Raw genomic sequence first — 14,065 nt, 5'->3', positions numbered from 1 at the left:
CGGCGCATACTTGTCTGCGGGCGCCTCGTGGCTGAGCGCGCAGTTCCCCGCGCCCCTGGGCATGTGCGGCTGCTCCGCAGCGCACCGCGACCCGCACCCAACGGCGGCGAGCAACCCGATCAGGGGCGCGGGGAACTGCGCGCCAAGCCCATACGCACCCGCAGGCGAAACACACACCGCAGGGGGCAGGACCCAGGGGCGCGGGGAACTGCGCGGGGAACTGCGCGACCAACCACCACGCACCCGCACAAGAAGGCACCGCACCGCAAGGGGCACAACCCAGGGGCGCGGGGAACTGCGCGACCAACCACCACGCACCCGCACAAGAAGGCACCGCACCGCAAGGGGCACAACCCAGGGGCGCGGGGAACTGCGCGGCCAGCCACAGCGCACCGCAGGTGATGGCACCCACCTCCGGGGGCGGCCTCACCGTCGGAGACGGTAGGTGGCGGCGGCGTCCGTGAGGGACGCGATCTGGTCGACGACCGCGCGGCAGCGCCCCGCGTCGTCGGTGGCGGCGAGGAAGAGAGACCGGAACTGCGGGTCGAGCCCGTCGGGCGCCCGCGCGAGAAGCGTCTCGGCGAGCTCGCGGATGACGACGCGCTGCTCGGCGCGCCGCCGCTCCTGGGCGGCGCGCTGCATGACGTAGCGGTCGGCGACAGCCTTGAGCACGGCGCATTCGAGCCGCTGCTCGCGGGGCACGACGAGCTCGGCACCGTACCGCGTCAGGCGCGCGGTGCCGTAGCGGCGGCGGGTCGCCGTTTCCGCGGCGAGGCAGAAACGTCCGATGAGTTGGGACGCCGCGTCCTTCAGCCGCGCCTGGCCGAGCGCGGAGTCGTCGTGGCGGTGCGGCCACCAGGGCTGCGCGAGGAGCCGGTCGAGTGCGGCCGAGAGCTCCTCGGGGTCGGTGCCCGCGGGGGCGTAGCGGTCGGCGGCGCAGGCGAAGACGGTGGCCCGGTCCGGCCGGGAGGACAGCGCGCGGGGGTCGATGTGCCCGGCCTGGAGCCCGTCCTCCACGTCGTGCACGGAGTACGCGACGTCGTCGGCCCAGTCCATCACCTGGGCCTCGAAGCAGGTCCGCCCCTCGGGCGCGCCCTCGCGCGCCCACGTGAAGACGGGCAGGTCGTCCGGGTAGACCCCGAACTTGCGGGAGCCGGGGTCGGCCGGGTGGGAGCCGCGCGGCCAGGGGTACTTGGTGGCGGCGTCGAGCGCGGCCCGCGTGAGGTTGAGCCCGACGCTGACGAGTGCGGGCTCGCCGCCGCCGGCCGCGGCGACCTCGGTGAACCGTTTGGGCTCGATCCGGGTCAGCAGCCGCAGGCTCTGCGCGTTGCCCTCGAACCCGCCGCAGTGGGCGGCGAACTCGTCGAGCACCATCTCCCCGTTGTGCCCGAAGGGCGGGTGCCCGAGGTCGTGCGCGAGGCACGCGGTCTCCACCAGGTCGGGGTCGCAGCCGAGCGCGGCCCCGAGTTCCCGGCCGACCTGCGCGCACTCCAGGGAGTGGGTGAGCCGGGTGCGCGGGCTGGTGTCGGCGCCGGAGGTGCCGCCCGCCTCGGGGTCGACGACCTGCGTCTTACCGGCCAGCCGGCGCAGCGCCGCGGAGTGCAGCACCCTGGCCCGGTCCCGCTGGAAGGCGGTCCGCCCGGGCCGCTTGTCCGGCTCGGGCACATAGCGCTCGATGTCGGCGTCGCGGTAGCCGTCCGTCCGGGGTGCGCCCGGCCCGTTGCCGCCTGGCTGGTTCGCGTCCATACCGACGACGGTAACCGGCCCGGGTGCGGGCACCGCGGAGATCGGGCGATCATCCGATGAACGAGGAGGAACCGGGAATACGGCGCACCCCGGCGCACGCCTCGTCGTAGCGGCGCAGCACCAGCTCGGCCATCGCCGGGTGGGTGCCCAGCGGCGCGGCGGCGATCCAGGGGGCGGCAGCGGCGACCTGCGCGGCGAACCGCCCGGGCGCGGTGAAGCAGGAGGCGACGGCAACCTTGCGCAGGCCCCGCTCGGCGAGAGCGGCGACGGCCTGCGGGACGGTGGGGTGGGCGGCGGAGGCGTACCCGGGGACGATCGGCACGCCGCCGAGCCGGTCGGACAGCAGCGCGGCGGTGCGTTCGGTGTCACGCGCCGAGTCGGTGTCGCGGGAGCCCGCGGCGGCCAGCACCACCGCCTCGCCGCCGGCGTCCCACCCGGCCTGCGTGAGCCGGTCGTGCAGGGCGCGGGCGAGCAGCGGGTGCGGGCCGAGCGCGCCGGCGACGACGCCCCGCAGGTGGCCGGCGCCGGCCAGCGCCTGCGGCAGGTCGTGCTTGACGTGGTGGCCGCGGCCGAACAGCAGGGGTACGACGACGGCGGCCCCGGCCAGCTCCGCGAGCACCTCGCCGAGCAGCGGGCGGTCGATCTCGACGTACGCGATCCGCGCGTCGAGCCCGGGGCGCGCCATCCGGACCCGGGCGACCAGCGCGGCCAGGGTGCGCGCGGCCCGCGGGTCGCGGCTGCCGTGCCCGACGGCGACGAGCGTGGGCGGCCGCGGCCCCACCACGGGCCCGGCCGGGGCGGCACTCGCGGCCCCGGTCACGGCCCCGGCGGACAGCACGGCCCGGCTCATCGGGTCCCCCCGGCTCGTCGGGTCCACCTGTTCTCCCCTGTCATACCCGCGATCCTGCGCACCGGTTGTGTCCGCGCCGTTGCGGCCGCGTACCGACGGGTCACGGTCCGCTCACCGCGGTGCGGCGGGCACGGTGAGCCGATTCGGTACGTCATATCTCCACTTTTACTCCGATTCGCAGCGACGCGGCGACGCGGCGGCACGGCGGCGGACACCGGATATTCCCGGTGCTCCCGGCGTTCCCGGCGTTGCCGGCGTTCACCCGGACGGGCGGGGATTGTCAGTGGTGGCTCCTAGGGTGTTTCACCTGGGGGGCGAACGGCTGGGAGGGAACCGGGGATGGGCTGGATCGAGGCGGCGGACGGCTATGCCGTGACGCTGGACGGCACCCGCGTGGTGTGCCGCAACGCCGCGGGGCGGACGTTGAAGCAGGTGCCGGGCAAGCTGCGGGCGGACCCGGAGGTGGTGCGGCTCCAGCAGCTCGTGGAGTGGCTGGAGCGCCACGAGCGGGAGTGCCTGGCGCAGGCCGACAGCTGGCTCGTCCGCTCCCTGCCGGTACCGGCCGCGCTGGTCGCCCGGGTCTGGCCCGACGCGTCCTGGCAGGCGGCGCTGCGGGACCTGGTGGTGGCGCCCGTCGCCGCGGACGGCACCCCGGACCTGGCCCGCGCCGGCTTCCTGCGGGACGCCGACCCCGAGCGCGGCCTCGGCGTGGTGGACCTCGACGGCGACTCGGTGCGGCTGGCCGCGCCCGCCGTGCTGATACCCCACCCCGTCCTGCTCACCGACCCCGCCGACCTCGACGAACTGCGGGAGTTCGCCGCCGAGTTGGAGGTGCGGCAGAGCATCGGCCAGCTGTTCCGCGAGGTGTGGCGGCGCGACGCGGAGACCGACGGCGCGGCCACGACGGTCGACACCTATGCGGGCGGCCGGTTCGAGCAGCTGCGGCACGCCACCGCGCGCGCCACGCAGTTGGGCTACCGGGTGCGCGGCGGCCACGCGGTCTGCCAGGTGGTGACGGACGGGCGGCCGGTGGAGGCGGCGCTGTGGCTCGGCGCGGACTACCCCGAAGCCGAGGCCGTCACCGGGGAGTTGGAGTGGCGCGGCAGCGGCGGCGGGCGGCTGCGGCTGTCGGAGGTGGACGCCGTCGCCTGGTCGGAGGGGCACCGGATGGCGTCGGCGCTGTACGCGGGCCGGGTCGTGCCCGAGGAGAACGAAGAGGGCGCGGAGGGGAAGCGATGAACGACGGGGATCTGCTGGCAGCCGGCGCGGTGCTGCCGCTCGACCGGCGGCCGGGCACGGAATCCGGTACGGGCCGGGCGGCCGGCGGGGGCTCCGCCGATGCGGGGCAGCGGGAGGCGACGACCGATGTGCTGGTCGCCCGCGCCTACGCGCACCCGGTGCTCACCGGCCGCACCGTCGTCCGCCTGGTACCCGAGGCGCTGGGCGCGGCGGAGGACCTGTCCCTGGAATACCTCGGCTTCGCACCGGGGTTCGGGCCGCAGGCCGACGAGGGCACCCGGACGAAGGGCGACCGCACGGACGGCGCCGCGTCCGCGACCGCGGTCCCGGTCGGGCACGTCCTGCGGCGCTCCCTCGGCTTCCCCGCCTGGGCCCTGGTCAACGACCCGGCCAACGCCCGCCACGCACTCGCCGTCGTCAAGGAGATGGAGCGGCTGACCCGGCTCGCCGCCTCCCGGCCCGGCCACGCGAAGGACGGCTTCACCGAGATCGGCGAGCGGTTGGACCGCTCGGTGCCGCACTTCCTGCCCACGTACTACGAAGAGGTGGCGCGGATCTTCCTCGCCGCCGAGTCCACCACGTACGCCTCCTCGTACTTCGGCAAGGCGCGCGACGCCGAGCGGCGGCACGCCCTGGCGGTCGACGAGGAGCGGCTGCGCGAGGTGTTCCTGGAGTTCGCCTCGGCCGGGGCGCTGTCCGGGAAGACGCTGCGCGAACAGGCCCGCGGGCTGTCCGAACGCCTCTCCCCCGAGGCCGCGTTCACCCAGTTCCGGCTGCTGAGCGGGGAGCGGGCCGCCGCCGGGCTGCCGCCGTACGCCGGGCTCATCGACGACCTGCGCCGGCTGGCGAAGGCCGCCGGGCGCGACGCGCCGGCCGAAGAGGCCGCGCTGATCGAGGAGTTGCTCGGGACCAGCGCGATCGACCGCGCCGCCGTGTCGTTCTGGAAGTCCGCCCGCACCGGCCTGCTCACCGCCGCCCGCGCCCACCGCGCCACCCGGGCCCGGCTGCTGCGCCTCTTCCCCGCCGAGGCGGCGAACACCTACACCGGCCGGACCGCGATCGACACGATGTGGCTGGAACTGCTGGAGCAGGCAGGCGCGTTCGCGCTGCTCGCCGAGGGCCCGGCGGCCACCGCGGCGGCCGCCTCGGCGGAGGCCGCTGCGGCTTCCCCGTCCGAGCGGGACGCCGAAGTCCCCAGCGCCGCCTGGTGGTTCAGCCAGTGGGCGCAGTTCCGCCGGCGCGGCTACCGCCGCCAGGAGGAGCGGCTCGCGGCCGAACTGGAGCTGGTCGAGCGGTTCGCGCCCCAGCTCGCCCGCGAAGGCGAGCCGGTCCGGCTGACCGCCGAGCGCGGCCACCGCGAGCTCGACCCCGACCTGCTGGACGTGTGCCTGGCCACCGGCGTGCCGGTCGCCGACCCGCACCCCGGCGTCGCGGTCGACCTGCGCGACTGGCTCACCGACGACAGCCCCGGCCGCCGCGACCTGGGCGCGGTCGTCGCCGACCCGCGGTTCGCACCGATGCTGGGTGCGGCCGTCGAACAGGTCGCGACCCATGTCGAAGGCCCGGAGAACCTGCGGACGCTGGCGACCCACCCCCGGCTGTCCGCGGCCGTCGCCGGCTGGCTCGCCGCCCGCGCCGAGGACCTGGCGCGCCCGCTCGGCCTGCCGGAACTCGGCCGGCTGCTGGCCCGCGTCGACCGCTTCGCCGACCCCGAGGTGCTCGCCACCGCGCCCGCGGCCGTGGACCGGCTCGCCGCCTTCGACGTGGCGCCCGTCCTGGCCCGCACCCTGCGCGCCGGCATCCTCGACGAACTGGGCTGGCCCGCCCTGGACGCCTATGTCGAGCGGTACCGGGCCACCGTCAAGGCCGACGACCTGGACTTCGAACTCGACGACGCCTGGCCCGCGCTGATCGTCGCCAACGGCCCGCACGTGGCCGCCGTCGGCCCCGACGCGGTGCTCGACGAGCGCACCCTGCCGCTGCCCGCGCCGAACCGCTACTCCTGGATGCGGCCCGTCGTGCGGTGGGTCGACGGCCAGTGGCTGATCGTGTCCGGCTACGGCGACGAGCGGCGCGCGGCCTGGTCCGGCCGCCCCGCGGACGTCTTCCGCCCGGGCGGCGACCTCGCCGCCCCGCACCGCGACGCCGGTCCGGTGTCGCTCGCGCTGCCCGGCGGCGGCCGCTGGTTCGGCGCCCGGCCGGTGCTGCCGGGCGACACCTCGTTCGCCGGGCGCCGCCCGATCGCCTCCGACGGCATCTCGTACTGGGTGCTGCACGAGAACCGCTGGCACGAGTACGACCCGGCCGGCGCGGTCCGCGGCCGCGCCAGTCTGCCCGCCTTCTTCGACAGCGCCCTCGCCGACGACGGCGCCGGCCAGCAGGTCGTCGAGTCCTGGTCGTCCCTGCTGCCGCTGCAACCAGGCCTGGAGGGCACCCCGTTCGGCAGCAAGGACGGCCTGCTCGGCTGGTGGGTGCGGCACGACAAGGCGGCGGGCACGTACACCGCGTGCTCCGTGGACGGCAGCCGCACCCCCGCCCTCGCCGGCCGCGGCACCCTCGCCCCGCCGCTGCGGCTGCCGGGCGGCGCCGTGCTCCACCCGAGCACGCGGAACACCTGGACCCGGACCGTCCAGCTGTACGACACGGACGGCGTCGAGCTGGGCGAGGTGGAGACCGGCGCCCGCGGCGGGCCGCACGCACAGGGCACCGGCCTCGTGCCGCCGCTGTGGTACTGGCACGCGCTGCGCCCGCGCGACGAGGCCGGCTCCGCGGTGCTGCGCGCCGTCACCGACGAGCAGGCCGCCGCGCTCCTGGCCCCGGTGCGCGGCACCAAGCCCGGCTCCGCCGAGCACGACCACCCGGACCTGCGCGCGGCCGTGCACGAAGTACTGCCGGGGATCGGCGACCCGCGGCTGGTCAAGGGCGTCGCCTCGATCGTCGCCGTCACCGCGGCCGCGGCCCGCCTGGTCATGCGGCTCGCCGAGCGCCGCACCCCGGCGGCCGAGGACAAGCCCCCGGCGGTGGCCGAGCACGCCCACGACCGGATGATCACCGAAGCGCTGCGCGGACTGACCGGCTTCGTGGCCGTCGGCGGCTACCCCGGCGCCGCGAACGTCCGGAGCTTCGGGACGATCGAGACCCTGCACACCCTCCACGCGGTCATCGCCGGCACCCAGGAAGCCCGCCCGGCAGCCGAGCCCGAGCAGGACGACCGGCGCCTGCCGTACTTCGTCCAGCAGCGCAGGCACGACCTCGACTGGCTCACGCTCGCCGGCTCCGGCGTCGCCGCCGCCGCGGCCCGCGCAGCCGCCCCGGGTACCCCGCAGGACCAGCGCGCCGCACTGCTGGAGTTCCTGCCCGCGCTGCTCACCCCGGACCCGGCCGGCGGCGACAGCGTGTTCACCGACCCGCGCGGCCGGCTCCGGCTGGTGGAGATCACCGGGAAGCCCGCCACCACCCGGATCGGCGAGGTGCTGCGCAGCGGCGACCGCACCCTGCTGATCGCCGCCTACACCCAGGACCGGAGCGACGACCGGCAGTCCTGGAAGGCGGTCGAGTTCGCGCCCGACGGCGCCTTCGGCCCGTGGGAGGGCTACACGCTCGTCGAGGACCGCGTCCTGGGCACCCCGCCGGGCACGACCGGTACCGCGCCCGTACCGCCCATCCCGGCGCACGCGATCGCGGCGCTGCTCACCGCCGTCGCCACGCGCGGCCCGGTGCCGTACCGGCCGGAGGCGGCCGCGCGGTTCGCCGAACGCACCGGCGTGGACGTGTCGTTGGCCGCCCTGCTGCTGCTCGGCCTGCCCGGGCTCGGCGGCCACGGCAAGTGGGGGCTGCCGCCCGCGGAGGTGCTGGACCTGGCCGACCTGCGGCCGAACCGCGCCCTGACCGCACGGGACGAGCTGCGCCGGCTGCCCACCGACCACCGCACCCGCCTGCTCGCCGCCCTGGTGCCCGCCGACCCGGCCGCGCTGGACCGGCTGTGGCAGGACGGCTTCGACCCGGACGCGCTCGCCGACGCGTGGCTGGCCGTACAGGGCAAGCGCCGCCCCGTGCCGATCGAACTGGTCGAACGCGCCGAGCGCGAGGGCGACCTCGGCGGCTGGATCGGGAAGACCGCCAACCCGCAGTCCGACCCGGCCCTGCACGGCCGCACCCGCCAGCGCCTCGGCGAGGACAGCCAGATGCGCGCCGACGACCCGGCCGCGCTGCTCACCGGGCTCGAACTGTGGCGCTACGCCGGTGCGTTGCGCTGGCTGGCGTACCGGCTGCCCTACGGCGACCCGCTGCGCCCCGCGCTGCGCGAGACCCTGGCCGCACTGCGCGCCCGGCTCGCCGACGAGCACCTGCTGCTGGACACCGACCTCATCTGGGACGCCGAGGGCCAGCAGGTCGCACCGGCGCTGCGCCAGGCGTACGGCCTGCCGGAGACCGGCGGCGAGGACGCGGAGGGCCTGGTCCGGCTCAGCCCGGCCCTGGCGCTCACCACCTCGCGGCGCGGCATCGACGTGGAGACGGTGTGGCTGCGGCCGGCGGCCGTACTGCCCGGCGCGTCCCCGGACGGCGGCCCCGACCACCCCGCGCTCGTCCAGCTCGCCGCGTTCGGCGGGTCGTCCAAGCCCTACGCGCAGGCGCTGCGGGACGTACTCGGCGACGCTCTGGCGGCCGCCGTGGCCGCCGACGGGCCGGCCGGCGCCGCGCAGGACCCGGCGCGCAGCGTGCCCGAGCTGACCGGGCAGGTCGCACAGCACCTCGGCCTGTCGCCGGACGCGGCCGCGCTGTATCTGATGCTGCTCGCGCTGCCCGACCCGACCGACCGCAATGTGGCGGTGTGGACCGGCTGGAAGCCCGCCCGGGCGAAGCGGGCCAGGGCCGAACTGGCCGCCACCGACCTGGTGGTGGAGGCGAAGCGGCCGCGCGCCGGCCGCACCCTGTTCCTGCCCGGCGGCTGGGTCGAGGCGAAGTCCCCGGCGCTGCCGATGGAGTCGTGGAAGGAGCCGCTGTTCAGCGCCGCCCAGCTGGAGATCACCTACCAGCCGATACCGGAGCAGCCGGTGCCCGAGCTGTTCCGGCGGGCATGGCAGCGGGTGCTGGACGGGGACGTGCCGGCGTTCGAGGAGTTCGTGCAGCGCAGGACGGGACGGGGCCGGCGATGAGCGGCGGTAGGGAAAAAGGCGCGGGTTCCGGTGCGGGAGCAGACGAAAGCGCGGGTGGAGGTGGCGTGTTGAGCGAGCGGCCGGCGCGGCGGCAGATCGAGTTGGCCGAGGACCGGTACGCGCGGGAGCTGGCCTTCCTCGCCGAGTGGGACCGCGGGCCGCGCCCGCCCGGGTGGCGGCTGACGCCGCGCGCCGTGGTCGTCTTCGTGTGCGGCTCGGGCGGCGAGGTGCTGCGCGCCGGCACCGAGGAGGAACCGTCCGGCCGCGAACTGGTGGTGGCCCGCAAGTTCGTCGGCGACCGGGCGCTGGTGGAGCGGTGCGTGGTGACACTCGCCGGGGAGCGGGGCCTGCTGCTGGTCGGCGAGCCCGGCACCGCCAAGTCGATGCTGTCGGAGCTGCTGTCGGCCGCCGTGTGCGGCACCAGCGGCCTGACCGTCCAGGGCACCGCGGGCACCACCGAGGACCAGGTCCGCTACGGCTGGAACTACGCGGCGCTGCTCGCCAAGGGGCCCAGCCGCGCGGCCCTCGTGCCCTCCCCCGTGCTGACCGCGATGACCCGCGGCGCGGTGGCCAGGGTCGAGGAGATCACCCGCTGCCTGCCGGAGGTGCAGGACGCGCTGGTTTCCATCCTGTCCGAACGGCGCATGGCCGTACCGGAGTTGGCGGACAGCGCGGACGACGGGGAGGGGACGGTGCACGCCGTGCCCGGGTTCACCGTCATCGCCACCGCCAACCTCCGCGACCGGGGCGTCTCGGAGATGTCCGCGGCCCTCAAGCGCCGGTTCAACTTCGAGACGGTCGGGCCGATCGCCGACCTCGACACCGAGACCGCGCTGGTCCGCGCCCAGGCCACGGCCGCGCTCGCCCGGGGCGGCGCCGAGTTCACCGTCGACCAGGCGGTCCTGGAGGCACTGGTCACCGCCTTCCGCGACCTGCGCGGCGGCCGCAGCGCGGAGGGCTGGGAAGTGGAACGGCCGTCCACGGTGATGAGCACCGCCGAAGCCGTCCACGTCGCCACCTCGATGGGCCTGGCCGCCGCCTACCTGCCCGACGGCCGCGACCCGCTGCGCACCCTGCCCGGGCACCTCCTCGGCACCGTGCGCAAGGACGACCCCGCCGACCACGCCCGCCTCCTGGGCTACTGGGACGGGCCCGTCCGCCGCCGCGCCGAACAGGGCGCGCCCCTGTGGCGCACCCTGTGGGAGCTGCGCGATGTCCTCGGCTGAGGTCACCGAGCCCGCCCCCGCGCCGGCCGAGGGGATGGGGCGGGCGGAGGTGGCGGCGGAGGCAGCGGGGCTGGCCGGGTGCCGGGAGCCGTATCTGATCGGGGTACGGCACCACTCGCCCGCACTGGCGGCGGCCGTACCGCGGCTGCTGGAAGAGGCGGCGCCCGACGTGCTCTTCGTCGAGCTGCCGGAGGACTTCGGCAGCTGGCTGCCGTACCTGGCCGACCCGGAGGTGCTGCCGCCGGTGGCACTCGCCGGGCACGGTCCGCGGGGGCTGGTGTTCCTGCCCTTCGCGGAGTTCTCGCCGGAACTCGCGGCACTGCGCTGGGCGCGGGCGGCCGGGGTGCCGGTGGTGGCGTTCGACCTGCCGGTCGGAGCGCCCGAAGGGGACAGCCCGCGCCGCGGAGGGGGCGGCGCGGGCGTGAACGGCCCGCCGCGGCGCGGTCTCGCGGACATCCTGCGGGACCGCGCCGGCGGCCGGGCCGAGGACGACCTGTGGGACCGCCTGGTGGAGTCCGCGGCGCCCGGCGGCTCGCCCGAGTCGCTGCGGCGCGCCGCCCTGCTCGTCGGCTGGGCGCTGCGCCGGGACGCGGCCGCCGCGGACCGCCTCGACCCGCACGACCTGCGGCGCGAGGCGCACATGCGGCGGGTCATGGCCGAGCGCGGGGCGGGGCGGGCGGTGGCGCTGGTGGGGGCGTTCCACGCGCCGGCGCTCCTGCCCGGTCCGGTACGGCCCGAGGGCGCCCTGCCGGACGGCGGCACCGCGCCGGGCACCGCCCGAAGCACCGCGCCCGACGTCGTACCCGGGGACGCCGCCGCGGCGAAGGCGGCGAAGGCGACAAAGGCGGCGAAGGCGACGACCGTGACGAAGGTGACGACCTCCCTCGTCCCGTACACGTTCGCGCTGCTGGACGAGCGGTCCGGGTATCCGGCCGGGGTGCGGGACCCGCAGTGGCAGCAGGGCGCGGTGGAGGCGGCGGGCGACCCGGAGCGGCTGGACGCGCTGCTGGTGTCCACGGCGGTGCGGATCTGTGCCGCCGTACGCGCCGCCGGCCACCCGTGCGGGCCGCCCGACGCCCGCGAAATGGTGCGGCACGCACGGGACCTGGCGACCTTGCGGGGCCGGCCGGCCGCCGGGCGGTCGGAGTTGCTGGAGGCCGCGCAGACGGTCCTCGCGCAGGGCCAACTGCTGGGCCGGGGGCGGGTGGTGGCGCAGGCGCTGGAGTCGGTGCTGGTCGGCACCCGGCACGGCCGGCTCGCCCCGGGCACCCCGCGCTCCGGGCTCGGCCCGGCCGTTGAGGCACTGCTCACCGAACTGCGGCTGCCCGCACCCCAGGCACCCGAGCGGCGCGAGGTGCGGCTCGACCCGCACCGCTCACCGCTCGACCTGCGCCGGGAGTTGGCGCTGCGCCGCCTCGCGGTGTGCCGGGTGCCGTACGGCGAGGTCGTCCACGGCGGCGGCTCGCCGCTGGGGCCGCCCCCGTCCGGCCCGCCCTTCGGATCGCCGCCGGCCGGCCCGCCGGGCGGCGGCAGCGGGGAGGCGGAGGACGGCCCGGGCACGATCGGCGTGCGCTGGAGTGTCGGCTGGACCCCGACCACCGCGGCGATGCTGGACGCCGTGGCCGCCCACGGCAGCGACCTCGCGCAGGCCGCGGCCGGGTTGCTGCGCACCCGCGCCGTGGCCGAGCGGCGCCGCGGCGGCCCCACGGCGGCGGAGGTGCTGGCCGGCTTCGAGGAGGCCGCGGAGTGCGGGCTGCCGGACGCCGCCGCGGACCGCCTCGCCGAGGCCGCCGAGGTGCTGCCCGCCGGCGGGACACTGCCCGAACTGCTCGCCGGCATACGGCTGCTGGACCGGATCGCGGCCGGGCTGCTGCCCGGGCTGCCCGCGGACTGGGCGGCCGGGCGGATCGCCGACGCGCTCGCCGCCCTCACCGCGGCGGGCGTCCGCGCGCTGGACGGGCTCGCCGGTTCCGACGACCCGGCCGACGCCCGCGCGCTCGCCGAACTCGCCACCCGCGGCGGTACGCCCGGGCTGCGGGTCCGCGACGCCCTGGCCCGGCTGGCCGCCGACGGCAGCCCGCTGGTCAAGGGCGCCGCGGCCGCCACCCAGGTGCTGCTCGACGACCTCGCACCGGCCGCGTTCGGCACCGCGCTGGCCGCCCGTACGCATGGCGCGGCCAGTCCAGAACTGCGGCGTGACCTGGGGGCGTTCCTCGCCGGTGCGCTCACCGCGGCCGGACCGCTGCTGGAGTCGGGGCCGCTGCTGGCACCGGTCGCCGAACTGGTCGCGGAGCTGCCGGACCGGGCGTTCCTGACCCGGCTGCCCGCGCTGCGGCACGGCTTCGACGTCCTGTCCCCGGCCGCCCGGGCGCGCCTGCTCGACACGGTCCGCGCCCACCCGTCCGCGCCGGGCGCGCAGGGTGCCGCGGTGCCCGACCCGCACGACCTGGCCCGGCACACGGCGGCGGACCTCGCCGGGCGCGAAGTGCTGGCGGCCCACGGGCTGCTGGCGCTGCTCACCGAGGACGCGCCCGCACCCGCAGCGGCCCGGGAACCCGCACCCGGCCCAGAACCGCAGCCCCGCCCCGCACCCGAGCCCGCACCGGCACCGGCACCGGCACCGGCACCGGCACCCTTCGGCATCTCCCCCGACGTCCGCTGGCAGTTGCTGCTCGGCCAGGTCGCCGACCGCGGCGCCGACGGCGGCCGGGCCGGGCGGATCGCCTCCGCGCTCGACGAGTTGTACGGCTCCGGGCGCGGCGAGGGCGCGGCGAGCGTGCCGCACGCGACCGGCGCGGGCGGCGGGCAGGGCGCGCCCTACCCGGACGTCCGGGCCTGGGGCGAGGAGCTGGCGGACCTGTTCGGCGCCGACGTACGCGAGGAGGTGCTGTCCGCGGCGGCCACCGCGGGCCGGCTGGACGCGGCGCTGGCCATCGACCCGCAGTCGGCGCGGCCGTCGGTCGAGTTGCTGCGCACGGTCCTGTCGTACGCGGGCGGCCTGCCCGAGGCCCGGTTGGCGCGGCTGCGGCCCCTGGTGGCCCGGATCGTCGCCGAGCTGACCCGCGCGCTCGCGGTGCGGCTGCGCCCGGCGCTGTCCGGCCTGACCCGCCCCCGGCCCACCCGGCGCCCGGGCGGCCCGCTGGACCTGGCCCGCACCCTGCGGGCGAACCTCGCCACGGCCGAGCGCGACCCGGCCACCGGCGCGGTCACCGTACGGCCCGAGCGGCCCGTCTTCCGCACCCGCGCCCGCGCGTCGGCGGACTGGCGGGTCGTGCTGGTCGTCGACGTGTCCGGGTCCATGGAGGCGTCCACGGTGTGGGCCGCGCTCACCGCGGCGGTGCTCGCCGGGGTGCCGGCGCTCACCACGCACTTCGTGGCGTTCTCCACCGAGGTCCTCGACCTCACCGACCAGGTGGACGACCCGCTGTCGCTGCTGCTCGAAGTGAAGGTCGGCGGCGGCACGTCCATCGCGCGCGGGCTGCGGCACGCCCGCACGCTCGTCACGGTGCCCTCGCGCACCCTGGTCGTCCTGGTCAGCGACTTCGAGGAGGGCGGCCCGGTCGGACCGCTCCTGACGGAGGTACGGGCACTGGTGGACGCGGGCTGCCGGGTGCTCGGCTGCGCGTCGCTGGACGACGCGGGGCGACCGCGCTACTCCACGGGCGTGGCCGGGCAGCTCGTCGGCGCGGGCATGCCCGTGGCGGCACTCGGGCCGCTCCAGCTCGCCGGGTGGATCGGGGACCAGGTGCGGGGGCGCTGAGCCGGGCCCGGGCGGCGGGCCGGGAGTGTCGTACCCCTGGGGCAGGATGACGAGCGGCGGCGGGGGGCGTGGTGCGAGGGGAGGAAGG

At 77.4% G+C, this 14,065-nt stretch carries 6 protein-coding genes; 4 read left to right on the top strand and 2 right to left on the bottom strand.

All coding sequences use genetic code 11. The features are described 5' to 3' along the window. Positions 1-426: 426 nt before the first annotated feature. Together WA788_RS31945 and WA788_RS31940 are read right to left on the bottom strand one after the other, a co-directional pair. Positions 427-1,746, bottom strand: coding sequence for a deoxyguanosinetriphosphate triphosphohydrolase (locus tag WA788_RS31945; RefSeq protein WP_335983415.1), 1,320 nt, complete (start codon positions 1,744-1,746; stop codon positions 427-429). 49 nt (positions 1,747-1,795) lie between these two features. Continuing rightward, positions 1,796-2,623 (bottom strand): sirohydrochlorin chelatase, encoded by an 828-nt coding sequence (locus WA788_RS31940; RefSeq protein ID WP_335983413.1) that lies wholly within the window; start codon positions 2,621-2,623, stop codon positions 1,796-1,798. 312 nt (positions 2,624-2,935) lie between these two features. Here WA788_RS31940 and WA788_RS31935 point away from each other — a divergent pair, with 312 nt between their 5' ends. Genes WA788_RS31935 through WA788_RS31920 form a run of 4 tightly spaced genes read left to right on the top strand, consistent with a single transcriptional unit; the run spans position 2,936 to position 13,977 of the window. Next, the gene (locus WA788_RS31935) at positions 2,936-3,835 is read left to right on the top strand and encodes a DUF4132 domain-containing protein (protein WP_335983411.1); all 900 of its coding nucleotides are present in this window, start codon (positions 2,936-2,938) and stop codon (positions 3,833-3,835) included. Next, positions 3,832-8,991, top strand: a complete 5,160-nt coding sequence (locus WA788_RS31930; RefSeq protein ID WP_335983409.1) for a hypothetical protein — start codon at positions 3,832-3,834, stop codon at positions 8,989-8,991. Before WA788_RS31935 ends, WA788_RS31930 begins: the two co-directional genes overlap by 4 nt. After that, positions 8,988-10,217, top strand: a complete 1,230-nt coding sequence (locus WA788_RS31925) for an AAA family ATPase (protein WP_443034130.1) — start codon at positions 8,988-8,990, stop codon at positions 10,215-10,217. Before WA788_RS31930 ends, WA788_RS31925 begins: the two co-directional genes overlap by 4 nt. Continuing rightward, positions 10,204-13,977, top strand: coding sequence for a DUF5682 family protein (locus WA788_RS31920; protein WP_443034129.1), 3,774 nt, complete (start codon positions 10,204-10,206; stop codon positions 13,975-13,977). The genes WA788_RS31925 and WA788_RS31920 overlap by 14 nt, the downstream gene beginning before the upstream one ends. The last annotated feature ends 88 nt before the right edge of the window (positions 13,978-14,065 follow it).

It is taken from the genome of Streptomyces sp. CA2R106, from assembly GCF_037034245.1.
Taxonomy (GTDB): Bacteria; Actinomycetota; Actinomycetes; order Streptomycetales; family Streptomycetaceae; genus Actinacidiphila.
This window is presented reverse-complemented; position numbering and strand designations above follow the sequence as displayed.

Excerpts from the sequence above, each read along its gene's own strand:
- WA788_RS31945 (WP_335983415.1), bottom strand. The coding sequence starts at position 1,746 with ATGGACGCGAACCAGCCAGGCGGCAACGGGCCGGGCGCACCCCGGACG.
- WA788_RS31935 (WP_335983411.1), top strand. The coding sequence starts at position 2,936 with ATGGGCTGGATCGAGGCGGCGGACGGCTATGCCGTGACGCTGGACGGC.
- WA788_RS31930 (WP_335983409.1), top strand. The coding sequence starts at position 3,832 with ATGAACGACGGGGATCTGCTGGCAGCCGGCGCGGTGCTGCCGCTCGAC.
- WA788_RS31925 (WP_443034130.1), top strand. The coding sequence starts at position 8,988 with ATGAGCGGCGGTAGGGAAAAAGGCGCGGGTTCCGGTGCGGGAGCAGAC.
- WA788_RS31920 (WP_443034129.1), top strand. The coding sequence starts at position 10,204 with ATGTCCTCGGCTGAGGTCACCGAGCCCGCCCCCGCGCCGGCCGAGGGG.